Annotated in this window: 21 protein-coding genes; 9 read left to right on the forward strand and 12 right to left on the reverse strand. The window is 70.2% G+C overall.

Features of this window, described 5'->3' with window-relative positions; translation table 11 throughout:
- The first annotated feature begins 1 nt into the window (after nucleotide 1).
- Genes AC3WLB_RS15325 through AC3WLB_RS15335 form a run of 3 tightly spaced genes read left to right on the forward strand, consistent with a single transcriptional unit; the run spans nucleotide 2 to nucleotide 2,581 of the window.
- Nucleotides 2–1,006, forward strand: coding sequence for a Gfo/Idh/MocA family protein (locus AC3WLB_RS15325; protein ID WP_492507381.1), 1,005 nt, complete (start codon nucleotides 2–4; stop codon nucleotides 1,004–1,006).
- A gap of 28 nt (nucleotides 1,007–1,034) precedes the next feature.
- Nucleotides 1,035–1,829, forward strand: a complete 795-nt coding sequence (locus AC3WLB_RS15330) for an SDR family NAD(P)-dependent oxidoreductase (protein ID WP_492507383.1) — start codon at nucleotides 1,035–1,037, stop codon at nucleotides 1,827–1,829.
- Nucleotides 1,826–2,581, forward strand: coding sequence for an SDR family NAD(P)-dependent oxidoreductase (locus AC3WLB_RS15335; RefSeq protein ID WP_492507385.1), 756 nt, complete (start codon nucleotides 1,826–1,828; stop codon nucleotides 2,579–2,581). Before AC3WLB_RS15330 ends, AC3WLB_RS15335 begins: the two co-directional genes overlap by 4 nt.
- 21 nt (nucleotides 2,582–2,602) lie before the next feature.
- Here the strand turns inward: AC3WLB_RS15335 and AC3WLB_RS15340 are convergent, their stop codons facing one another.
- Nucleotides 2,603–3,856 (reverse strand): M24 family metallopeptidase, encoded by a 1,254-nt coding sequence (locus tag AC3WLB_RS15340; protein ID WP_492507387.1) that lies wholly within the window; start codon nucleotides 3,854–3,856, stop codon nucleotides 2,603–2,605.
- Nucleotides 3,857–4,011: 155 nt separating this feature from the next.
- Between AC3WLB_RS15340 and AC3WLB_RS15345 the strand changes: the two genes are divergently transcribed.
- Together AC3WLB_RS15345 and AC3WLB_RS15350 are read left to right on the forward strand one after the other, a co-directional pair.
- Nucleotides 4,012–4,809 carry an SDR family NAD(P)-dependent oxidoreductase gene (locus tag AC3WLB_RS15345; protein WP_492507389.1) on the forward strand — a complete coding sequence of 266 codons (798 nt, stop codon included), beginning with the start codon at nucleotides 4,012–4,014 and terminating at the stop codon, nucleotides 4,807–4,809.
- A 61-nt stretch (nucleotides 4,810–4,870) separates the two neighbouring features.
- The gene (locus AC3WLB_RS15350; RefSeq protein ID WP_022898013.1) at nucleotides 4,871–5,650 is read left to right on the forward strand and encodes a glucose 1-dehydrogenase; all 780 of its coding nucleotides are present in this window, start codon (nucleotides 4,871–4,873) and stop codon (nucleotides 5,648–5,650) included.
- Nucleotides 5,651–5,718: 68 nt separating this feature from the next.
- Here the strand turns inward: AC3WLB_RS15350 and AC3WLB_RS15355 are convergent, their stop codons facing one another.
- The 6 genes from AC3WLB_RS15355 to AC3WLB_RS15380 all read right to left on the reverse strand — a co-directional run bounded on the left by AC3WLB_RS15355 (nucleotide 5,719) and on the right by AC3WLB_RS15380 (nucleotide 11,517).
- Nucleotides 5,719–6,699 carry a zinc-dependent alcohol dehydrogenase gene (locus AC3WLB_RS15355; RefSeq protein ID WP_492507391.1) on the reverse strand — a complete coding sequence of 327 codons (981 nt, stop codon included), beginning with the start codon at nucleotides 6,697–6,699 and terminating at the stop codon, nucleotides 5,719–5,721.
- A 37-nt stretch (nucleotides 6,700–6,736) separates the two neighbouring features.
- Nucleotides 6,737–7,792: a 2,3-butanediol dehydrogenase gene (locus AC3WLB_RS15360; RefSeq protein ID WP_022898015.1), complete on the reverse strand. Its 1,056-nt coding sequence runs from the start codon at nucleotides 7,790–7,792 to the stop codon at nucleotides 6,737–6,739.
- 62 nt (nucleotides 7,793–7,854) lie between these two features.
- Nucleotides 7,855–8,880, reverse strand: a complete 1,026-nt coding sequence (locus tag AC3WLB_RS15365; protein ID WP_492507393.1) for a ketopantoate reductase family protein — start codon at nucleotides 8,878–8,880, stop codon at nucleotides 7,855–7,857.
- Nucleotides 8,877–9,176, reverse strand: a complete 300-nt coding sequence (locus AC3WLB_RS15370; RefSeq protein WP_022898017.1) for a Dabb family protein — start codon at nucleotides 9,174–9,176, stop codon at nucleotides 8,877–8,879. Before AC3WLB_RS15370 ends, AC3WLB_RS15365 begins: the two co-directional genes overlap by 4 nt.
- A complete protein-coding gene (locus tag AC3WLB_RS15375; protein WP_492507396.1) occupies nucleotides 9,173–10,105 on the reverse strand; it encodes an NAD(P)-dependent oxidoreductase in 933 nt (310 codons plus the stop codon). The genes AC3WLB_RS15370 and AC3WLB_RS15375 overlap by 4 nt, the downstream gene beginning before the upstream one ends.
- The gene (locus AC3WLB_RS15380) at nucleotides 10,102–11,517 is read right to left on the reverse strand and encodes a M24 family metallopeptidase (protein WP_492507398.1); all 1,416 of its coding nucleotides are present in this window, start codon (nucleotides 11,515–11,517) and stop codon (nucleotides 10,102–10,104) included. The genes AC3WLB_RS15375 and AC3WLB_RS15380 overlap by 4 nt, the downstream gene beginning before the upstream one ends.
- A 53-nt stretch (nucleotides 11,518–11,570) precedes the next feature.
- Here AC3WLB_RS15380 and AC3WLB_RS15385 point away from each other — a divergent pair, with 53 nt between their 5' ends.
- On the forward strand, nucleotides 11,571–12,497 hold the full coding sequence (locus tag AC3WLB_RS15385) for a helix-turn-helix domain-containing protein (RefSeq protein ID WP_492507400.1): 927 nt from the start codon (nucleotides 11,571–11,573) through the stop codon (nucleotides 12,495–12,497).
- 13 nt (nucleotides 12,498–12,510) lie between these two features.
- Here AC3WLB_RS15385 and AC3WLB_RS15390 read toward each other — a convergent pair whose 3' ends face one another.
- Both AC3WLB_RS15390 and AC3WLB_RS15395 read right to left on the reverse strand, forming a co-directional pair.
- Nucleotides 12,511–13,917, reverse strand: coding sequence for a dihydrolipoamide acetyltransferase family protein (locus tag AC3WLB_RS15390; protein WP_492507402.1), 1,407 nt, complete (start codon nucleotides 13,915–13,917; stop codon nucleotides 12,511–12,513).
- Nucleotide 13,918: 1 nt separating this feature from the next.
- A complete protein-coding gene (locus AC3WLB_RS15395; protein ID WP_492507404.1) occupies nucleotides 13,919–16,108 on the reverse strand; it encodes an alpha-ketoacid dehydrogenase subunit alpha/beta in 2,190 nt (729 codons plus the stop codon).
- A 152-nt stretch (nucleotides 16,109–16,260) separates the two neighbouring features.
- Here AC3WLB_RS15395 and AC3WLB_RS15400 point away from each other — a divergent pair, with 152 nt between their 5' ends.
- The gene (locus AC3WLB_RS15400; protein WP_492507406.1) at nucleotides 16,261–16,788 is read left to right on the forward strand and encodes a VOC family protein; all 528 of its coding nucleotides are present in this window, start codon (nucleotides 16,261–16,263) and stop codon (nucleotides 16,786–16,788) included.
- A gap of 23 nt (nucleotides 16,789–16,811) precedes the next feature.
- Entirely contained in the window at nucleotides 16,812–17,483 is a 672-nt protein-coding gene (locus AC3WLB_RS15405; RefSeq protein ID WP_492507408.1) for a GntR family transcriptional regulator, read from the forward strand.
- A 24-nt stretch (nucleotides 17,484–17,507) separates the two neighbouring features.
- Here the strand turns inward: AC3WLB_RS15405 and AC3WLB_RS15410 are convergent, their stop codons facing one another.
- Complete coding sequence (locus tag AC3WLB_RS15410; RefSeq protein WP_492507410.1) at nucleotides 17,508–18,101, reverse strand: GIY-YIG nuclease family protein; 594 nt, start codon at nucleotides 18,099–18,101, stop codon at nucleotides 17,508–17,510.
- A 109-nt stretch (nucleotides 18,102–18,210) separates the two neighbouring features.
- Here AC3WLB_RS15410 and AC3WLB_RS15415 point away from each other — a divergent pair, with 109 nt between their 5' ends.
- Nucleotides 18,211–19,107 carry a zinc-ribbon domain-containing protein gene (locus tag AC3WLB_RS15415; protein WP_492507412.1) on the forward strand — a complete coding sequence of 299 codons (897 nt, stop codon included), beginning with the start codon at nucleotides 18,211–18,213 and terminating at the stop codon, nucleotides 19,105–19,107.
- A gap of 10 nt (nucleotides 19,108–19,117) precedes the next feature.
- Here the strand turns inward: AC3WLB_RS15415 and AC3WLB_RS15420 are convergent, their stop codons facing one another.
- Together AC3WLB_RS15420 and AC3WLB_RS15425 are read right to left on the reverse strand one after the other, a co-directional pair.
- Nucleotides 19,118–20,146 carry a ketopantoate reductase family protein gene (locus AC3WLB_RS15420; protein ID WP_492507414.1) on the reverse strand — a complete coding sequence of 343 codons (1,029 nt, stop codon included), beginning with the start codon at nucleotides 20,144–20,146 and terminating at the stop codon, nucleotides 19,118–19,120.
- 100 nt (nucleotides 20,147–20,246) lie between these two features.
- Complete coding sequence (locus AC3WLB_RS15425; RefSeq protein ID WP_492507416.1) at nucleotides 20,247–21,452, reverse strand: MFS transporter; 1,206 nt, start codon at nucleotides 21,450–21,452, stop codon at nucleotides 20,247–20,249.
- Between the last annotated feature and the right edge of the window lie 38 nt (nucleotides 21,453–21,490).

Genomic DNA, 21,490 nt, shown 5'->3' on the forward strand with positions numbered 1-21,490 from the left:
CATGACGGAACCACTGCGGATCGGCGTGCTCGGCGCCGCACGCATCAACGAGATGACCCTGTTTCCGCCGGCTGCCGACATCGGTGCCCGCATCGTGGCGGTCGCCGCCCGGGACCGGGCGCGCGCCGAAGCCTACGCCGACGAACACGGCATCGAGCGGGTGGCCGACGACTACGCCGCGCTGATCGCCGACCCCGAGGTGGAGGCGGTGTACAACCCGCTGCCGAACAGCCTGCACACGGTCTGGAACCTCGCCGCGATCGACGCCGGCAAGCACGTGCTCGGCGAGAAGCCGTTCGTGAGCAACGCCCGTGAGGCGGTGCGGATGCACGAAGCCGCCCAGGCGCATCCGGAGCTCGTCGTGTTCGACGGTCTGCACTACCGCTACCACCCGGTGTTCCGCCGGCTGCAGGAGATCGTGCGCTCGGGCGAGATCGGCGAGGTGCAGCAGGTGCGCGCCGTCATGACCGTGCCGGTGCCCGACCTGTCGGACATCCGCTGGTCGTGGCCGCTCGCGGGCGGCTCGATGATGGACCTCGGCATCTACTGCATCGACGTCATCCACACCCTCGCCGCCGACCTCGGCGGAATGCCGACGTTGCGCACGGCGACGATGGGTCACCTCGACGGCACGCACGCCGACATCGATTCCTGGTCGGAGCTCACCTACGAGCTGCCGAACGGCGGCACCGCGATCGCCGAGATGAACCTGATCGGGCCGCAGCACTTCGTGATCACGGTCGTCGGCTCCCGGGGCACGGTGCACCAGGCGAACCTCAGCTACGTGCACACCGACGACCGCGTGCTCGTGTTCACCGAGGGCGCGAGCCGCGTGGAGGAGCTCGGCCGGACATCGAGCTTCATCTACCAGATGCGGGCGTTCGAGGACGCGATCCGGAACGGCACGCCCTACCCCACCGACACGGCGTCGGCGCTCGTGGACTTCCGCGCCGTCGACACCGCCTACGAGCTGGCCGGCCTGCCACCCCGCCCCTCGGCACCGTGAACCCCACCCCCTCTGAAGGAGAGACACCATGACAGAAACCACGACCCCTCGCACCGTGTTCATCACGGGCGCCGCGGGCGGCATCGGCAAGGTCGCCGCCGAACGCTTCGCCGCCGAAGGCGACCGCGTCGTGCTCGCCGACCTCGCCCTGGAGGCGGTCGAGAAGGTCGCCGACGACATCCGCTCCCGTCACCCCGAGGCGGAGCTGCTCCCGCTCGCGGTCGACCAGTCCTCCGAGGAGTCGTTGCGCGCCGCGCGCGCCGCGGTCGAGGAGTGGTCGGGCAGCCTCGACGTGCTCGCCCTGGTCGGCGGCACGGTGCAGGCCGTCGGCGCCTCGGTGCTCGAACTCACCACCGAGGAGTGGGACCGGGTGCACAACACGAACCTCCGCGGTGTCTTCCTCGCCAGCCGTGAACTCGTGCCGCTCTTGCCGAAGGACTCGGGAGCATCCGTCGTCGCCGTCGCCTCGTACTGGGGCCGGAGCGGTCACGCCTTCTACTCCTCGTACTGCACGTCGAAGGCGGGCGTGATCAGCTTCGTGCAGTGCCTCGCCGGCGAACTCGCCGACGCCGGCATCCGGGTGAACGCGGTCGCCCCCGGCAACATCAACACCGGCATGCACCAGGCCGCACTGGCGAGCGAGGCGGTGGAGCGCGGCATCAGCTTCGAGGAGATGCGCGACATCGAATGGGCCAAGATCCCGCTGAAGGTGGCCGGGCCGCCGAAGTCGATCTCCGACGCCATCTACTTCCTGGCCTCCGACAACGCCTCCTACATGACCGGCGCCACCGTCGACGTCAACGGGGGCGTGATCTTCGTATGAGGCTCGCCGGCAAGACCGCCATCGTCACCGGCGCCGGGAGCGGCATGGGCGAGGCCACGGCCAAGCTGTTCGCCCGGGAGGGCGCGGCCGTGGCGCTCGTCGACATGTCGGAGTCGGGCTCGCGGGTCGCCGAGGAGATCCGCGCGGCCGGCGGCGAGGCCGAGTTCTGGACGATGAACGTCACCGACGAGGAGCGCGTGCGCGAGGTCTTCGCCGCCGTGTTCGAGCGGTTCGGGGCGCTCAACATCCTGATCAACAACGCCGGCATCGCCGGCCCCGTCGAACCGACCGACGAGGTCGCGTGGGCCGACTGGGAGCGGGTGTACCGGGTGAACGCGGGCGGCCCGTTCCTCTGCACCAAGCACGCCATCCCCTACCTCCGGCAGACCCCGGGCCAGAAGAGCATCGTCAACATGTCGTCGATGTACGCCCTGATCGGCAACGCCGACGTGCCCGTGTACCACGCCACCAAGGCTGCGGTGCGCACGATGACGAAGGTCGATGCCATCACCTACGCCGCGGAGGGCATCCGCGTGAACGCCATCCTGCCGGGCACCATCATGACGCCGATGAACCTGGAGAAGGCTCGCCAGACGCCCGGGTACATCGAGCAGATGCAGGCCGAGCATCCGCTCGGCATCCTCGGCGAACCGGATGACGTCGCCTACGCCATGCTGTTCCTGGCCTCGGACGAGTCACGGTTCACGACCGGGAGCGAGCTCGTGATCGACGGCGGCTACACGGCGCAGTAACGCAGCGCAGGCGCCCGCCCGTCAGAACGGGTTGGCCACCACGAGGTCCTCGGCGGGGTACTTCGTGAGGATGACGGGTCCGTCGGCGGTGACGACGACCTCCTCCTCGATGCGCGCCGCCGAGTACCCGTCGGTGGCCGGGCAGTAGGTCTCCACGGCGAACACCATCCCCTCCTTCAACTCCACGGGCTCCCGGTAGCTGTTCAGGCGCGAGATGATCGGGCGCTCGTGGAGGCCGAGCCCCAGGCCGTGGCAGAACTGCAGGCCGAAGGCCGAGAGTTCGTTCTCGAAACCGAGCGACTCCGCGGTGGGGAACAGGCTCGCGATCTCGTCCGATCCGACGCCCGGCCGCACCCCGGCGATCGCCGTGTCCATCCACTCCCGCGCACGGCTGTAGGCCGCCTTCTGCGGGCCGGTGGCCCGGCCGACGCTGAACGTGCGGTAGTAGCAGGTGCGGTACCCGTTGAAGGAGTGGATGATGTCGAAAAACGCCTGGTCGCCGGGGCGGATGATGCGATCGGTGAAATTGTGCGGGTGCGGGTTGCAGCGCTCACCCGAGATGGCGTTCACGGCCTCGACCTGGTCGGAGCCGTACTCGTAGAGCTTCTTGGCGGCCAGCGCGACGATCTCGTTCTCCCGCACCCCGGGCTTCAGCGCCGCCACGATGTCCGTGTAGACCCCGTCGACCATCGCCGCCGCTTGGTTCAGCAGCATGATCTCGTCGGCGCTCTTGATCTCGCGGGCGTCGAGCATGTGCTGCTGGGCATCCACGACCCGGAGGCCCTGCCGTTCGAGCTCGAACAGGAACGGCGGCTCGACGATGTCGATGCCGATCGGTGCGTCGGCGAGGTTCAGGTCGCTCAGCAGTCCCTTGATCTCGGTGACGGCGTCGGCCATCAGTCCGGCGGTGGGGCTGACGGCCCCGCGGAAGCCGAGGAAGCCCGGATGGTTGTGGTCGTGGGCGAGCCACGGCGAGTAGAGCTGGTGGTGCTTGACCGCTGAACCGAAGTCCCAGAGGTGGGGTTCGCCGCCCCGCGTCAGCAGCGCGTAGCGGATCATCTTGTCGCCGAGCGCCCCGCCCACCCAGGTCTGCGTCGTGTACCGGATGTTGTAGAAGTCGAACAGCAGGAACGCGCCGCATTCGCTGGCTTCCAGCGCCGCCATGGCGCGGCTCAGCCGGTAGTCCCGCAGCCGGCCGAAGTCGACCCGCTGTTCGTAGTCGACGGCCATCTGGCCGGGCGTGAGCAGGGGGCGGGGTGGGGTGGGGGCATCCATAGTTCCGGCTCTCCATTGACGTAGGACTGAACACCATGACCGCAAATCGGCCGCGGAATCGAGTGTAATGGCAATTATGGTTGTCCCTGCTGAACAAATCTGTAAAGCTGGACTAAACGTGATCTCGATGGCGAATCGCGGGACAGGAGAATGCAGTGTCGACGGAGACGATCTCGGGCAATCGAGCGGTCATCATCACCGGTGCCAGCGGAGGGATGGGCCGCGAAGCCGCCCAGCGCTACCTCGGGCTCGGCGACCGGGTCGCTCTCCTCGACGTCGACGGAGGCGTGCTCGCCTCCGTCGCGGGCGACCTCAGGGCGCAGTTCCCGTCGGCGGACGTGCTCGAGGTGGCGTGCGACGTGTCCTCCCCGGAGTCGGTGGAGGCGGCGCGAGACGCCGTGGACGCGTGGTCGGGCCGGGTCGACGTGCTGCTCCTGATCGCCGGGGTGCTGCAGAAGGCCGGCCCCATCACCGAGCTCGCGATCGACGAGTGGGACCGCACGCAGAACATCAACCTGCGCGGCGTGTTCCTGATGGCCCGGTCGTTCATCCCCCTCATGCCGAGCCATGCCGGGGCGTCGATCGTCACCATCGGTTCGTGGTACGGCCGCTCCGGGCACGCCCTGTTCTCGGCCTACTGCGCCTCCAAGGCCGGCGTCATCAACCTCACGCAGTCCATCGCGGCCGAGCTGGCCGATCAGGGCATCCGCGCCAACGTGGTCTGCCCCGGCAACATCGACACCCAGATGCACCGCAAGGCCCTGGAGGAGGAGGCGGAGTCGCGCGGCATCACCTTCGAGCAGATGCGGGACATCGAGTGGGCGAAGATCCCGCTCGGCATCGCGGGGCCCGCGAGCACCATCATCGACGCGGTCGAGTTCCTCTCGTCGGCGAAGGCCTCCTACGTCACGGGCGCCTCGATCGACGTCAACGGCGGGGTGCTGTTCCACTGACGACCGCCGTCCGCATCCGTTCCCTCTCTGTTCCGCTTCCCGACGTAAGGAGTATCAGCACATGACCGCACGACTCACCGGCAAGACCATCATCGTCACGGGCGGAGGCTCGGGCATCGGCGCCGGCATCGGCCGGGGCCTGGCCGCGGAGGGGGCGAACGTCGTGCTCGCCGACCTCAACCTCGCAGCAGCCCAGTCGGTCGCCGACGAGATCGCGGGGGCGGGCGGCGTCGCCTCGGCCGTCGAGGTCGACATCACCGACCGGGCGGCCGTGGCCGCCGGCATCGCCCAGGCCGTCGAGGCCTACGGGCGACTGGACGCCTACTTCAACAACGCGGGCATGAACGCGCCGATGAAGTTCCTCGACATCACCGAGGACAACTTCCAGCTCGTGATGAAGGTGAACGCCCTCGGCGTGCTGATCGGCACGCAGGAGGCGGCGAAGCAGTTCATCGCGCAGGGCGGGGGCGGCAAGATCGTGAACACCGCCTCGATCGCCGGACGCACCGGGTTCGCCAGTTTCGCGCCTTACAGCGCCGCGAAGGCCGCCGTGATCTCGCTGACCCAGGCGGCCGCACGATCGCTGGCACCCGAGGGGATCACGGTGAACGCGTTCGCGCCGGGCGTCGTCGCGACGCCGCTGTGGAAGAAGCTCGACGCCGACCTCGAGAAGATGGGCGAGGGCGACGCCGGGTTCGACTCGATGGCCTCGGGCATCCTGCTCGGCCGTCCGGCTCAGCCGGAGGACATCGCGCCCACGGCGATCTTCCTCGCCGCGCCCGACTCCGACTACATCACCGGGCAGGTGCTCCCCATCGAGGGCGGCATGATCCTCGTCTGACCCACCCCGGACCACGAACGAGGCGGTGCCCCCAGGGGGCACCGCCTCGTTCGCGTTCGCGGGTACCGCTAGCCCAGCACGGGGGCGTCCAGCTCGATCTGGGCCTTGATGACGCCCTGCTGCGCGGCCGCGGTGGCCACCGCATCCGTCGCCTCCGCCACGCCGTACACGTGGGTGATCAGCGGGGAGAGGTCGATGCCGCTCGTCGCGAGGAAGCGCAGCGTCTGCGGCCACACCCCGGGCGACCCGATCGAGCCCGCGATGGTGAGCTCCTTCGACTGGATGAGGCCGAGCTGCGCGAGTGCCGAGCGCCCGACGTCGATGCCGATGTAGGCGATGCGCCCGCGGAACGCGGCCAGCTCGAGGGCCGTCGCCATCACCTCGGGGCGGCCGCTGCACTCCACCACCACGTCGGCACCACGACCGCCCGAGAGGCGCTCCAGCGCCTCCTGGACGGCGTCCGGATGCACGGCCTCCGCCGCGCCGAGCTGCACGGCCACCGCGCGCCGCTCCTCCGACGGCTCCACCACGATCGTCACCGCTCCGAGCGCGGCGGCCGCGGCCGTGACGGCCAGACCGATGGGACCGGCACCGAGAACCACGAGCACATCGCTGCCGTTGACGTTGCCCACCCGCATGAGCGCGTAGTAGGCCACGCTGAACGGCTCCACCAGGGCGCCGGCGGCCCAGTCGAGCTCGTCGGGGAGCCGGTGCAGCCACGCGGGCTTCGCCACGAAGTACTCGGCCGCGGCTCCCGAGATGGAAAAGCCGAAGTGGTCGTCACCGATGACGCACTCGCCCACCACCCGGTCGCCGACCGCGAATTCGGTCACGGCGGAACCGACGGCCGCGATCTCGCCCGACCACTCGTGGCCGGGAATGACGGGGTACTCGAAGGGGATGATGTACCTGCCCTCGAGCAGCTCGATGTCGGAGTGGCACACTCCGACCCGGCGCGAGGCGACCAGCACCTCGTCGGCCGCGATCTGCGGCACCTCGATGGTGCTGACCTCGGCGACGTCCTCGTCGACGAACTGCAATGCCTTCATGGGTCCTTCTTTCGTTCTGGAGTGGATCGGCGGATGCCTACTCGGCGTGGATGAGCACCTTGACCTGGTCGCCGCGCGGCGAGAGCAGCGTGTCGAAGCCGGCGACCACGTCGTTCATCGCGACCTGGGCGGTCACCACCTTCTCGACCGGATACCGTCCGCGGGCGACCAGGTCGATGATGCGCGGCCAGTCGGTCACGGGGTAGCACCAGGTGCCGGCGAGCGTGATGTCGTGCTCGGACAGCACCATCGGGTCGATCGACGCCGCCTTGGTGTGCAGGCCGGTCTGCGAGATCCGGCCGGCCGACCGCACCGAGGCGATCGCCGCCTGCAGGGCCCGCTCGTTGCCCGAACACTCGATCACCGCGTCCACACCGATGCCGCCCGTCGCGTCCTTGAGGAAGGCGGGAACGTCGATGCTGCTGGGGTCGAGCACCTCGCCCACGTCGAGGCCGCGAGCGAGCTCGGCGCGGAAGGGATTGACCTCGGAGAGGTAGACGTTCGCGCCGATGCTCGCCGAATAGAGTGCCGCCAGGGCACCGATCGGGCCGGCGCCCGTGATGAGCACCGTGTCTCCGGGCCGCACGTTCGCGGTGTCGACCCCGTAGGCGGCGACGGCGCCCGGCTCCACCAGGGCACCCTGGAGGTCGGAGACCGACTCGGGCAGCACGCTGACGTTCGTGGCCGGCACGATGGCGAGTTCGGCGATGCCGCCCCAGGCGAAGCTGAGACCGATGCAGCCCATCCGCTGGCAGAGGTGGTTCAGGGCGCGGCGGCAGTAGTAGCAGGTTCCGCACGACAGCAACGGCATCACCGAGACCCGGTCGCCGGCTTTCACGTCGGCGACGCCCGCGCCCACCTCGAGCACCTCGGCCGAGAACTCGTGGCCGAGGATCTGCGGTGCCTGCGCCCCGGTGAGCGCGTGCGGGGCATCGGGGATGACGATCGGCCCCATCGCGTACTCGTGCAGATCGGTGCCGCAGACGCCGCACCAGAACGGCTTCAGCAACACCTCACCGGGCCCGGGCGCCCCGGGGTCGGCGACCTGTTCGACTCGGATGTCGTGGGCCGCGTGGAAGACCGCTGCTCTCATCCTGTGCTCCTTCGCATGATCGATCGAGTGTTCATCGGTGACGTCTTCGGCTGACCCGGCGCTCAGCCTGCCCGCAGGGCCGCCCGGAGGCGGGGGAGGTTGTGCGGGCCAGGGGTCTCCGTGCCGAGCTCGATCTCCCGCGCGAGCGTGGCGACGGCCGCGTTCACCGGTGCCGCCAGGCCATGACGCTCGGCGATGCGCACGACGTGACCGTTCAGCTCCTGCACCTCGCTGCGGCGGCCCTTCCGCCAGTCCTGCAGCACGGTCGTGGTGGTGTGGGGGAGGATGAATCCGGCGTAGAGCGTGTCGAGCAGCGTGTCGACCACGCGCTCCGGGCGGCCCACGTCGGCGGCCGTGAGACCGAAGATCGGCACCACCGACGCCCCGTCGGCGAGCGCGGCGTCGAGCGCCTCCTGCCCTGAGGCCACCATGAGTTCCCGCATCCCGGGGGTCTGCTCGGCGTCGGCCATGGAGAGCCCGAGGCTCGCCGTGGTGACGAGCGTGGTGGCATTGCTGACGAGCTTCATCCACTTCGCCGAACGGATGTCGCCGACCACGTCGACCGAACCGCTGCGCCGCAGCACCTCGGCCACCTCATCGGCTCGCCCTGCCGTGCGCGGCGTCGTGCCGCCGACGGCGAACCAGCTGCGACTCGCATCCGAATGCCGCTCGACGATGCCCGGTTCGAACATCGTCGACGAGATCTCGATCACGCAGCCGACGGTGCGCTCCGGTCCGACGACGTCCGCGATCACGTCGAGGGTCATGCCGTTCTGCACTCCGACCAGCAGGCCGTCATCGGCCAACAGCGGTCGGATGAGGTGCGCCGCCCAGGTGGAGTCGTAGGCCTTCATGAGCATCAGCACGAGGTCGAACGGCCGGCGCAGTTCGGCGACCTGGCAGACGTTCACCACGTCGACCTCGGTGACCGTGCTGCCCGCCTCGGTGCGCACCTCCACGCCCCGCTCGCGCATGGCCGTCACGTGGTCGGGCCATTGCTCGATCAGCGTCACGTCGAGCCCGGCACGGGTGAGGTCGGCCCCGATGGCTGCGCCGTTGGCTCCGGCGCCGAGCACCGCGATCCTCACGGCAGCTCGTAGTCGACAATGGCGCGGTTCGCGACGTACTGACCGGCGACCGCGGCGGCGGCCCGGTGCTCCGGATGCGCCTGGTAGGCCTCCAGGTCGGCCCGCGTGCGGTGCTCCGAGACCAGCACGACGGGCCAATGCCCCGCGACGTCACCGAGGTCGGGGCGTACGGTGATCGACTCCACCACGTCGAGGGCGCGCAAGGCTTCGAGCACCTCGGTCATGTGGGCCACCTGCGGCGCCTGCTCCGCCGGGTCGGTGCTGATGAGGTCGAATGCGACGATGTGCCGGATCATGGCCGCTGCTCTCGCGGCGCGGCCGTGGCATCCGTCGATCCGGGCCGGACGCGCCGCCGTGTGACCTCGGCGATCGACGCCCAGTCGAGTTCGGCCTGCCCCTCGTCCAGCGCCGACTCGAACACGCCGCGGAGCGCACTCTCGGAGGGAAAGGACACCCCCGTCGCGCGGGCCGCGTCGAGGGCGAGCATGAGGTCTTTGAACCCGAGCTCGGTCGTGAACAGGGCGGGCTCGTAGCTGCGCCGTGCGATCGCGGCGCCGTAGCCCGAGTAGACGACCCCGGGGAAGAGGCTGTCGCCGAGCAGCTCGACGAACCGTTCGGTGTCGATGTCACGCTGCTCGAGCATGGTGATCGACTCGGTCAGACCTTGAAGGGCGTGGATGATGAGGAAGTTCACGCCGATCTTCACCGCGTTGGCGGCACTCGGATCGGAGCCGAAATCCCACACCCGCCGCCCGATCGTCTCCAGCACCGGCCGAACCCGGTCGACCACCTCGGGCGGTCCTGCGGCGAGCACGGTCAGCTGCCCGGCGGCGGCGACCGGGGGGCGGCCGAGCACCGGTGCCGCGACGTACGCCACGCCGTGCTCGGCGTGCAACCCCGTCAGGCGGGTCGCCGCTGCGGCGCCGATCGTGGCCATGTCGACGTGCACCGTTCCCTCGGGAGCGGCCGAGAGCGCATCCGCGTCGAAGAGGTCGAAGACGACGGATTCGTTCGAGAGCATCGAGAACACGGTGCCGGTGGCGAGGGTGTCGGCGATCGAGCCGGCGCGGGTGGCGCCGCGCGCGACCAGCTCCTCCACCGGGCCGGCGGAGCGGTTCCAGACGACGAGCTCGCGCCCCTCGTCGAGCAGATGCCCGGCGATCGCCGCCCCCATCGAGCCGAGCCCGACGAATCCGATCGGGCCGGTGGCCCCGCGGCCGGTCATGCGCCCGGTTCGCCGCGCCCGGCGGCGGTGTTGAGGTGCGACTGCGAGTCACGCAGCGTCGGGAGGCTGCCGCCGACCGTGAAGTACCGCTTGCCGGCCACCAGCAGGTCTTCGGCGGGGAACTTCGTGATCACCTGGCACCCGGTGGCGGTCACGATGACCTCCTCCTCGATGCGCGCGGCACCCCAGCCGTCGGCGGCCGGCCAGTACGTCTCGAGGGCGAAGACCATGCCCTCCTTCAGCTCCTCCGGGTGGTCGAGCGAGACCAGACGGGAGAAGATCGGCTTCTCCCAGATCGACAGGCCGACGCCGTGTCCGTACTGCAGGGCGAAGGCGGCCTCCTCGTCGGCGAAACCGAACTCCTGCGCCGTGGGCCAGACGCTTACGATGTCGGCCGTGGTGGCGCCGGGCCGCACCAGGGCGATCGCGCGGTCCATGTACTCGCGGGCGCGCTTGTAGGCATCCTGCTGCGCCGACGACGCCGACCCCACCGCGAAGGTCCGGTAGTAGCACGTGCGGTAGCCGTTGAATGAGTGCAGGATGTCGAAGAAGGCCGGGTCGCCCGGGCGGATCAACCGGTCGGAGAACACGTGCGGATGCGGTGAGCAGCGTTCGCCGGAGATGGCGTTCACGCCCTCCACGTACTCGGAGCCGAGGTCGTAGAGCTTCTTCGAGACGAGCCCCACGCACTCGTTCTCCTTCACACCCGGCCGGAGGAACTCGTAGAGGTCTTCGTAGGCGGCGTCCACCATCGAGGCCGCCTGGGTGAGCAGCGAGATCTCGTCGAGGGTCTTGATGCGGCGGGCCTCCATGAAGGTCTGCTGACCGTCGACCACCTCGATGCCGAGCTTCTGCAGCGCGAACAGCACGGGCAACTCGATCACGTCGACACCGAGCGGCTCGTTCGCGACCCCGAACTTCTCCAGTTCGCGCTTGATCTTCGCCGCCACCCGCTCCGCGATCTCCGCGTCGGGACTGAACGCTCCGCGCAAGGTCGAGATGCCGGCTCGTGAGCCGCCCTCGGTGCGCGGCCGCACCGCACCGTGGTGCGGGGCGTGCGGGTCGGCATCTGCCTCGGCCGTCGTGGTGTCGAGCCAGGGGTTGAAGAGTGCGTGGTGCTTGGCCGCCGAGCCGAAGTCCCACATGATCGGATCGCTGTTGCGGGTGAGCAGGCTGAAGCGGATCAGCTTGTCCATCGCCCAGGTGCCGATGTGGGTCGAGGTCATGTACCGGATGTTGGAGAAATCGAACGCCAGCACCGCGCCCAGCGACGAGCGGTTCAGCTCCGCTTTGAGCCGCTCGAGGCGTTCGCTGCGCAAACGGTCGAAGTCGACCCGCTGCTCCCAGTCGACCGCGTTGGTTCCGCGAGTCGCCGTCATCATGGTGGCGCTGCCACCCTGCTGCAGTGTCATCGGCCGACCACCTTCTGTTGCATACGATTCGCCATTGATTCGTCCCTTCCGGCGTGTTCAGTCTAGCTTGCCAGTGTGTTCAGCATAACAACACACTTTGCGTCAAATCGCGACAACAATCGACGTCCGTAGCCGACGCGGTCGTATACTCTTGCTGCACAAGTCGTTCGCTTCGGATCGTTCCTCTGAATGACCGCCCGCGGTGCGGACTCGACGCAAGGAGATGGATCATCACCGATGACATCGGACCCCGGCTGCGCGCGGCGCGGATAGCCAAGGGGATCAGCCTCAGAAGCGTGGCGACCGCACTCGGAGTGTCCGCCAGCCTCATCTCCCAGGTCGAGACGGGGAAGACCCAACCCTCCGTGAGCACGCTCTACGCCCTCGTCAACCACCTCGGCATCTCCTTCGACGACTTGATGGCCGGCAGCGCCCGCGGGTCGGTCGCGCCCGGAGCGTCGACCGCGCGCGGCGGCGGCGCCCCGGTCGCACGCGACGACAGCGCCTCCGGCCGGGCGACCCACGACGGCGGCGACGTCGCAGGCGGTGCCGTGCAGCGCGGTGCCGACAACCCGGTGCTCGAGATGGAGAACGGGGTGCGCTGGGAGCGACTGGCCGCGAGCCGGGACGGTTCCGTCGATCCGCTGCTCGTCACCTACGACCCGGGCGCATCCAGCTCCATCGAGGGCCGGATGATGCGGCACAGCGGCGTGGAGTACGCCTACCTGCTCTCAGGCGAGCTGACGGTGCGCCTGGACTTCGACACCTTCACCCTGCATCCGGGCGATTCGCTGAGCTTCGACTCGGTGCGCCCGCACCTCTACATCAACGAGGGCACCGAACCGGCCAAGGGGTTGTGGTTCGTGGTCGGCCGGCGGGAGTTCTCCAACGAGATGCCCGAGTCGGGTCACCCGGAGCGGGTGCCCAGCGGACTCTCCTCGGCGGTCGACGTGCTCCAGGCCATGGACCGCCTGGTCTGAAGCACACCACTCGTCAGAGCAGGATGCTCAGCGGGTTCTCGATGCGGCGCACGAACGCCGCGAGCCACTGCGCCGCGAGCGCACCGTCGACCGCGCGGTGGTCGACGGAGAGGGTGCACCGCATCACCGTGCCCACCGCGAGTTCGCCGTCCAAGACCACCGGCTGCTGTTTCGCAGCGCCCACGGCGAGGATGCCCGACTGCGGCGGGTTCAGGATGGCGGAGAACTCGACCGTGCCGTACATGCCGAGGTTCGACACCGAGAAGCTTCCGCCTTCGAGCTCGTCCTGCTTCAGGCGCTTGTCCTTCGCCTTGGCGACGAGCTCGGCGATGGTGGAGCTCACGGCCGTGAGGCTCTTCGCGTCGACACCACGCACCACCGGGGTCACCAGACCCCCGTCGGTGGCGACGGCGACCGCGATGTCGACGGCACGATGCTTGCGCATACCCTCGTCCGACCACGTGACGTTGGCCTCCGGCACGTCGGCGAACGCCGCCGCCACGGCCTTCACCACGAAGTCGTTCACCGAGACGCGCACCGAGGACTGGCTGTTCACCTCGGCGCGCAGGGCGAGCAGGGCGTCGACGCGCGGCTCCGCCGTGAGGTAGAAGTGCGGCACGGTCGACTTGCTCTCGGTGAGCCGGCGCGCGATCGCGCGGCGCATCCCGGTGTGCGGCACGAGCTCCCAGTCGCCCGCGGCGGCTGCGGCGTCGCCGGCCGCGGGGGTCGGCGTGCTCGACGCGGCTGCGGGCGTCGCTGCTGCGGCCGCACCGGCGGCCGCCACCGGGACGGTGCCGGCGGCCAGGGCGGCCTCGACGTCGCGACGCACGATGCGGCCGTCGGGCCCCGACCCGGCGATGGCCGAGGCGTCGAGGCCGTGCTCCCGCGCGAGCTTGCGCGCGATGGGGCTGACGAACAGCCGCTGCGGGGCACCCTCGCGCACGCCGGCTGATGGTTGCGCGGGCTCGGCGCCCGTGGTCGTCGCGGTGGCGGCGGACGGATCGGCCGGATCGACCGTGTCGGCGTCGCGGGCGGCGCGCTCGACGGAGTCGGCCTCCACCACCGGTGCGGCCGATTCCGGGTCCCGCGCCGGAGCGGCCTCCGCCGGGGCCGGGGCCGGTTCCGCGGCCGGTTCCGCAGCGGCGCCGCCGAGAGCGGCGTCGATGTCGGCGGCGGTCTCGCCCTCCGCGATGAGCACGGCGATCGGTGCGCCGATCTCGCCCGACTCACCCGCGGCGAGCACGACGCGGCCGACGATTCCGGCCTCCTCGGCGTTGTACTCCACGATCGCCTTCTCGGTCTCGATCTCCGCGAGCGGCTCCCCGACGGCGATGCTCTGCCCCTCGCTCACGAGCCAGTTGGCGATCGCGGCCTCTTCCGAGCCGGCGAGCACGCTGGGCATCCGGATGATGCTGGCCATCTCAGCTCTCCTTCCCGAACCCGGCGCGCACGCGCTCCAAGCCCGCCACGACTTCCTCGGACCGGGCGATCGCGGCCCGCTCCAGCACCTTCGAGATGCTCGGCGACGCCTCCGACCCGGTCACCCGCTGCACCGGCTGGTCGAGCCAGTCGAAGTAGCGGCGCTGGATCTCGTCGGCGAGCCAGGCCCCGTAGGACGTGCCCTGCGCGCCCTGCTCCACGATCAGCACGGCGTTGGTCTTCTGGATGCTCGCACCGATGGTCTCCCAGTCGATCGAGGCGCGGTCGAGGAAGCGCAGGTCGATGAGATCGGCGTCGATACCGGTCTCGTCGATCGCCTTCGCGCTCTCGCCCACCATGGACAGGTAGCTGATGACGGTCACCTCCGCACCCTCGCGACGCAGGGCGGCCTTGCCGAACGGGATCTGGTAGTCGAGGTCGGCCGGGATCTCGCCCGACTCGGCGTAGAGGTCGACGTGCTCGATCATCACCACGGGGTCGTCGATCGCGAGCGCCGCATTCATCAGCCCGATGTAGTCGTAGGGCGTGGAGGCGGCCATGATGCGCCAGCCCGGGCTGGTGGCGAAGATGCCCGCCGGGTCCATCAGGTGCTGCGAGCCGTAGCCCGAGCCCATGGCGACCTTGGTGCGCAGCACCAGCGGCACCGCGTTGTCGCCGCCGAACATGTGCCGGGCCTTGCCGATCTGGTTGAACACCTGGTCGGCCGCCACCCACAGGAAGTCGGGGTACATGAACTCCACCACCGGACGGAACCGGGTGTCGAGCGCGATGCCACCGCCGAGGCCGGCGAACGCGTTCTCGGAGATGGGAGTGCCGAGCACCCGCCCCGGGTACTTCTCGGCCAGCCCCTTGGTGGCACCATTGGTGCCGCCCTTCAGGCGGTGGATGTCCTCGCCCAGCACCACGATTCGCTCGTCCTCGCCCATGCGGCGGTCCATCACCGCCGCGACGGCGTCGACGAACTTGCCCGTGGCCGACTCGCCGGTGTAGTCGCTCTGCTCCTGCGTGCGCACATCCGTCAGCTCGCTGAGGTCGCCACGGATGCCGACGTCGACGAACCCGGGGTCTGGCCAGAGGTCGGGGCGGATGCGCCGCACGCCCGGCTTGCCCTCGGGGTCGGGTTCGGTGAGCTCCGCCGCCGCAGCGCGCACGGCGGCCTGCGCCTGGGCGCGCACGGAGGCGACACCCTCGTCGTCGATCAGGCCGAGCGCGGTCATCTCCGTCGCCATCCGCAGCAGCGGGTCGCGGGCGCGCCAGGCGGCCTCCTCCTCCTTGGAGCGGTAGCCGAACGCACTGCCCGGGTAGGGGCCGTTCTGGTGGAAGTAGCGGTAGACCTCGGCCTCGATGACGGCCGGGCCCTCGCCCGCGCGCATCCGCTCGGTCGCCTTCTCCATGGCCAGGTGCACGGCCAGCGGGTCCATGCCGTCGACACGCCAGGCCGGCATGTTGAAGCCGAGGGCGCGCGCCGACAGGCGCGGCTCGGCCGTGACCTCGTCGACCTTCGTCGAGACGGCGTAGAGGTTGTTCTCGATGAAGAAGCAGAACGGGAGCTTCCAGGCCGCTGCGAGGTTCATGCTCTCGAGCACCGAGCCGATGTTCGTGGCGCCGTCGCCGAAGTAGCTCACCGTGAGGTCGGTGGTGCCCGCGTGCTTCTGGGCCCAGGCGTTCCCCGCGCCGAGGGGCACGCCGCCGCCCACGATGGCATTGGTGCCGAGTGCTCCGGCCTCGAACCACTGCAGGTGCATCGACCCGCCGCGGCCCCGGCAGTAGCCCTGGGCGAGACCGAGGATCTCGGCGAGCGTGCGCTGCAGCACCGTCTGTACCGCCGGCGTCACGAGCGCCGTGAGGTCGAGACCGTCAGGGGCGACATGGGTGAGCGCCTTGGCGAGGAACTGGTGGTGGCCGCGGTGCGAGCCGTTCACACCGTCGCCCGAGCGCAACCCCACGATCGACCCGACGGCCCCGCCCTCCTGACCGATCGACGAGTGCGCGGGGCCGTGCACCAGTCCAGCGCCCGCGAGTTCGAGGACGGTCTCCTCGAAGGCGCGGATGAGGTGCAGCTGACCGAGCATGGTGGCGAGCAGCGCCGGGTCGGCGGCCTTCCAATCGGCGGGCGTCGTGCGCAGCTCGACCCAGGGCGATCCGGGCTGCAGGCGTTTCTCGCGGGGCATTCCACTTTCTCCTTTGCAAGTGAGAGATGCGCTCTCTGCGTCGAGGCTACGCGTTAAATGTATCCATTACAAGCGGCTTGATGCTCTTTTATTGGCTTCGCATCTGCTCTAACGTTATTCATGGATACATTTGACTGACCCGGAGGCCGACGATGACCCTTCCTGGACTGCGCGGAGCCGAGCACATCGGCTTCACCGTGCCCGACATCGAGGAGGCGCACCGCTTCTTCGTCGACGTGATCGGCTGCGACCACGTCTACTCGCTGCCGGCCATGCGGCGCGACGACGGCGACTGGATGCGCGAGCACCTGAACGTCGACCCGCGCGCGGTGGTGAACGAGATCCGCTTCTACCGCTGCGCATCGGGGCCGAACTTCGAGGTCTTCGAGTACGCCGCCACGCCGTCCCAGCGGTCCCAGCCGCTCAACAGCGACATCGGCGGCCACCACGTCGCGTTCTACGTCGACGACCTCGACGTGGCCGTGCAGCACCTCCGCGACGCCGGCATCGAGGTGCTCGGCGAGCCGACGGCGAGCCGCAACGCCTCGGCGGGTCAGCGCTGGGTGTACTTCCTCAGCCCGTGGGGCATGCAGTTCGAGCTGGTGAGCTACCCGCAGGGCAAGGCGTACGAGCAGGATGCGCCGATCCTGCTGTGGCACCCGGCCAGGCCCGGCGACTGACCGCCACGGGTAGGATTCGACGGATGACCGCCCCAGCCGACGCCCCGGAGACCCCCGGCACCGTGGCGAGCCACCGCATCGCCGACAGCCTGCGGCGCGAGATCCTCGGCGGCCGGCTGGCGCCGGGCACGCGCATCCGGCAGGAGGACCTGGCAGAGCGGTTCGGGGCGAGCCGCATCCCGGTGCGCGAGGCGATCCGCATGCTGCACGCCGACGGGCTCATCACCCTGGTGGCCAACTCCGGCGCCTGGGTCGCCCGGCTCACGCTCGAGGAGTGCGTCGAGCTGTACTCGATCCGCGAGCGCCTCGAGCCCCTCCTCCTTCGCCAGAGCATGCCGCAGCTCACCCCGGACACCATCGAGCGGCTCGACCAGCTCGCGTCGGGGATGGCCACGAACACCGACGTCGACTACTTCCTCGAGCACGACCGCGAGCTCCATCTGCTGAGCTACTCCGGCGCACCCCGCGGAACGCTGTGGGACTTCATCCACCGGCTCTGGAACACCACCCAGCACTACCGGCGCGCGTACGCCACCCTCGTCGGCGTCTCGGGCATCGGCGTGACGCACCAGGAGCACCATCTGCTGGTCGACTGCATCCGTCGGCAAGACCCCGACGACGCCGAGCGGATGCTCGTCACGCACATCCGCCGCACCCGCCTCGAATTGGAACGGCATCCGGAACTGTTCGCCTGAGCCGGCGCCTGCCCTGTCCGGCCCTCAGTCGAGCTGGCGGGTGCCGGCCAGCGCGATCGCCTCGCTGCGCCAGCGGTCGTAGAGCGCCCAGGGGTCGTCGACACCCGACGCGAGTGTGGCGATGTGCCGGGCCAGGTCGTCGTGCAGGGCGAACCACTCCCCACCCTGCCGATGGACGGCGAACTGGGCATGGCGGCGCTGCTCGAGCAGTCGCGTGCCCCGCTCGAGCGCGAGCAGCTCGTCCACGCGCAACTGGGCGAGCCGGGCACGCGGATTCGCCGACGTGCCGATCTTCACCCGGTCGCCGAAGCGGGCGTAGTACACGACGTCGACCCGCGCGGTGGCGGCATCGCGCGCGTCGAGGTCGTCGGCATCCGGCCACTCGCCGAGCCGCCACTCGCACACCGCGCAGAGCCACCCCGACGGGTAGCGCACACCCGACCTCGAGCCGCAGGCCAGGCACGGCGACGGCAGCACATCCGTCACCCCCACCTCCCCCACCATCCACTCGTGGGCCGCGAGGGCATGCTGCGTGCAGAGCGCGAGCGGGGCGGACGGCTCGACGGCGGCACCGCAGAGCGCGCAGAGTTCGCCGACCCGCGGCGGTTCGTGCACCATGCCGGAACCCTATCGGCGGCCGCCGACATCGGCCCGGTATCGCGCCGACGCCGGTGTCGGAGGTGCACGGTAGCGTCGCCGCAGGCGGCGACGGGAGAGAGGCTGGGCGGTGCCCGAGAACATCGAGGCGTGGTGGGAGCGGCGGCAGCGCTCGAAAGGGCGCGCCGTGCCGTACCCGGTGGGGTCGTACCGGGAGGAGTGGGCGATGTACCCGATGCTCGTGCGCCAGTACCATCCCGACCTCAACCGCATGATCACGTTGACGCAGATTCCGCCGGCGGCCGATGTCTACCTCACCTGGCAGTGCGACGCCGGGCACCTCTTCGTGGCGACACCCGAGGAGCAGCGGTCCCGCCCCGGGGGACGACGCCGGCGCTCGGCGTGGTGTCCCGTCTGCGCCGACCTCGCCGCCCCCCGGCGCATCCGCCCGGCCGAGCCACCGGCCTCGGCATCGGCCTCCGCAACGGGCCGACCGACCGCAGGCGGGCCCAGAGCAGCGACGCGATCGAGCGCGACCCTGCAGAGCGCGGCGCGGCCGAGCGCGACGCGGCCGAGCGCGGCGCACGCGCCGGGCGACGCGTTCCGGAGTGCGCACGCCCCGCCAGTCGCGTCGGCCGCCGAAGCACTCCTCCGTCAGAAGCTCAGCAGACGCCTCGAGTTCGACCCGTCGCCGAACGCGGTGGCCGTGGCCCGCCCGTTCCACGGCCGACTCGAGGTGTGGCCCGACATCGTGCTGACCGAACTCCGCGTCGCCCTCGAATACGACACGGTCGGCCGGTTCGGCCTCGAGCACGTCGGCCCGCGCGAGGCCTCCGACCGCAGCAAAGACCACGTGCTGCGGTCGGCGGGCTGGGAGGTGGTGCGCATCCGCTGCTCGCCGCTGCGCCCGCTCGGCCCGCACGACGTCCCGGCCGCCTCGACGGTCACCGACGCGGTGATCGACCGTGTGCTGGACGCCCTCGGGCGCATCCGGGGTGATCTCTTCGTCAGCGCCTACCTGCGCTGACCGCCGGCGGTCACACGCGGGCGGCGAGGATCAGATCGATGTTCTCCGGTGAGCGCTCGAGCTCGCCGGCCTCGATGCGTTGCGCCAGCTCCACCACGAGGCTGTTCGCCGGCGCTGAACCCCCGATCCGGTTCTGTTCGTCGACCACCAGGCCGTTGATCTCGTGCACCTCGTTGCGGCGCCCCTTGATCCAGTCCTGCAGCGAGGTGGTGCGGGTGTCCGGTGACGAGAAGCGGGTCAGCACCTGCTCGAACAGCTGCTCGGCGAACCGGTCGGGGTTCTCGAGGTCGGCCTCGGGCATTCCGAAGATGTGGCGCAGCGCGATGCCGGTGGCCACCGCGGTGCGCGCGGCCTCCTGCCCGCACCCGAGCATGAACTCGTACATGCCGGGCACCTCCACCGCCTTCGCGAGCTGCAGGTCGAGGATCGCGGAGGGCACGAGTTCGGCGGCGTTCACGATCAGCTTCATCCACTTCGACGAGCGGATGTCGTCGGAGATCTCCACGGTGCCGGCGTGCCGCAGCACGGCCGCCACCTCCTCCTCGCGCCCGATCACGGCAGGGTGGATGCCGCCGATGGCGAACCACGCCTCCTCCGGAGGGGTTTCCCGGTTCGTGACACCGGGCTCCCACATGTTCGACGCGACCTCGATGACCGCGCCGACCGTGCGTTCCGCGCCCATGATGTCGGCGATGTCGTCGAGCGACATGCCGTTCTGGAGGCCCACGACGAGCCCGTCGGCCTTCACGAGCGGCTTGATCAGCTCGCATGCCCAGCGCGTGTCGTAGGCCTTGACCACGATGAAGACGATGTCGAACTGCGCGCGGAGCGTCGCGACCTCGCACAGGTGGTAGGCGGTCACCGGCGTGTTCTCGGTGCGGTCGGGCATGACGACGGTGATGCCGTTCTCCCGCATCGCCTCGACGTGGGCGGGCCACTGCTCGATGAAGGTGACATCGAGTCCGGCGCGGGCGAGATCGGCCGCGATACCCGCTCCGTTTGCTCCGGTCCCGACGAAAGCGATCTTGGTGGAGGTCATCAGCGCTGACACCTGCTCTCTGCTCAAGTTCAGTAATGATGAACATACTAGCCAGCAGTTCATCGAAACTACACAACAGGGCTGCCCGAGGACCCTCCGGTCAGGCCGCGATGCGCAGCCGGGGCATCCGGAGCGCGAAGAGCGAGGCGGCAGCCATCAGAACCACGGCCGAGCCGAACGCGGCGGGAAAACCGAGGGCGTCGACGAGCAGCCCGGCGGCCAGCGGCCCGACGATCGCACCCACGTCGGCGACCGCCTGGAACACCGCCACCGGCTGGCCGCCCCGCGCCCCGGCCGCGTCGCCGACCGCAGCGGCGGGAGCCGTGCCCATGAAGGCGGCCGCGACGCCGTAGATGCAGAGCAGAACGATGAGGAGCCACAGTTCGGTGACGAACGGGATGGCGAGCATGACGGCCGCGCCGACGGCGAACGACCCGACGATGGCGGGCCGGCGCCCGACCGTGTCGACGAATCGCCCCGCGGGCAGCAGCGCCAGCGTCTGGGCGACGGCGGCGATGGCGAAGGCGATGCCCGTCCAGGCGGGCTGCCCGTGCAGCACCTCGACGACCAGCACGGGGATGAGCGCGCTCCGCACCCCCATCGCCGACCAGCCCTGGGCGAGGTTCGCGAGCAGCGCCGACTGGTAGCCCCGGTCGCGAAGCACCTCCCGGAACGGCCTCGCCGGTTCGGCGGCGGCCGTCGGGTCGCGGTGGTGGCGGCGCAGCAGCACGAGCCCGATCGTTCCCGCCATCGCGAGGGTGCCGGCGTAGAAGAAGAACGGGGCGTGCAAGGATATCCCGGAGAGCAGTCCCCCGACCGCCGGGCCCGCCATGCCGCCGATCAAGAAGCCCCCCTGGTAGAAGCCCACCGCTCGCCCGCGGAGCGCCGGATCGACCGCTGCGAGCAGCAGCGTCATGGCGGAGACCGAGAACATGGCCGACCCGATGCCGCCGGCCCCCCGCAGCACGAGCACCTGCCAGTACGTGTCCGCGAGCCCGACCAGGGCGCTGGAAAGCGCCACGATGCCGATGCCCGCGGCGAGGATGATCCGCTCGCCGCCGAGGTCGATCAGCTTTCCCACGAAGGGATTGGCCACGAGCCGCATCACGGCGAACGCCGACACCACGGCACCCACCTCGAAGTACCCCACGCCGAAACTCCGCACGTAGACGGGCAGCACGGGCACCACGACGCCGAAGCCGAGCATCACGAAGAACGCGACCACGCCGAGCACGACGACATCGCGCGGCAGCCCGGGCCCCCGCCCCCACCCCACCCGGCGAAGAACTCCGGATGCACGACTCACCGTTCCAGGGTACGTCGCCGCGCTCCCGCCGCCGACCG

The organism is Herbiconiux sp. FW305-C-125, assembly GCF_058783455.1.

Excerpts from the sequence above, each read along its gene's own strand:
- AC3WLB_RS15330 (WP_492507383.1), top strand. The coding sequence starts at position 1,035 with ATGACAGAAACCACGACCCCTCGCACCGTGTTCATCACGGGCGCCGCG.
- AC3WLB_RS15395 (WP_492507404.1), bottom strand. The coding sequence starts at position 16,108 with ATGCCCCGCGAGAAACGCCTGCAGCCCGGATCGCCCTGGGTCGAGCTG.
- AC3WLB_RS15410 (WP_492507410.1), bottom strand. The coding sequence starts at position 18,101 with ATGGTGCACGAACCGCCGCGGGTCGGCGAACTCTGCGCGCTCTGCGGT.
- AC3WLB_RS15355 (WP_492507391.1), bottom strand. The coding sequence starts at position 6,699 with ATGAAGGCATTGCAGTTCGTCGACGAGGACGTCGCCGAGGTCAGCACC.
- AC3WLB_RS15400 (WP_492507406.1), top strand. The coding sequence starts at position 16,261 with ATGACCCTTCCTGGACTGCGCGGAGCCGAGCACATCGGCTTCACCGTG.
- AC3WLB_RS15375 (WP_492507396.1), bottom strand. The coding sequence starts at position 10,105 with ATGACCGGCCGCGGGGCCACCGGCCCGATCGGATTCGTCGGGCTCGGC.
- AC3WLB_RS15380 (WP_492507398.1), bottom strand. The coding sequence starts at position 11,517 with ATGACACTGCAGCAGGGTGGCAGCGCCACCATGATGACGGCGACTCGC.
- AC3WLB_RS15350 (WP_022898013.1), top strand. The coding sequence starts at position 4,871 with ATGACCGCACGACTCACCGGCAAGACCATCATCGTCACGGGCGGAGGC.
- AC3WLB_RS15420 (WP_492507414.1), bottom strand. The coding sequence starts at position 20,146 with ATGACCTCCACCAAGATCGCTTTCGTCGGGACCGGAGCAAACGGAGCG.
- AC3WLB_RS15405 (WP_492507408.1), top strand. The coding sequence starts at position 16,812 with ATGACCGCCCCAGCCGACGCCCCGGAGACCCCCGGCACCGTGGCGAGC.
- AC3WLB_RS15325 (WP_492507381.1), top strand. The coding sequence starts at position 2 with ATGACGGAACCACTGCGGATCGGCGTGCTCGGCGCCGCACGCATCAAC.
- AC3WLB_RS15370 (WP_022898017.1), bottom strand. The coding sequence starts at position 9,176 with ATGATCCGGCACATCGTCGCATTCGACCTCATCAGCACCGACCCGGCG.
- AC3WLB_RS15340 (WP_492507387.1), bottom strand. The coding sequence starts at position 3,856 with ATGGATGCCCCCACCCCACCCCGCCCCCTGCTCACGCCCGGCCAGATG.
- AC3WLB_RS15390 (WP_492507402.1), bottom strand. The coding sequence starts at position 13,917 with ATGGCCAGCATCATCCGGATGCCCAGCGTGCTCGCCGGCTCGGAAGAG.
- AC3WLB_RS15335 (WP_492507385.1), top strand. The coding sequence starts at position 1,826 with ATGAGGCTCGCCGGCAAGACCGCCATCGTCACCGGCGCCGGGAGCGGC.
- AC3WLB_RS15360 (WP_022898015.1), bottom strand. The coding sequence starts at position 7,792 with ATGAGAGCAGCGGTCTTCCACGCGGCCCACGACATCCGAGTCGAACAG.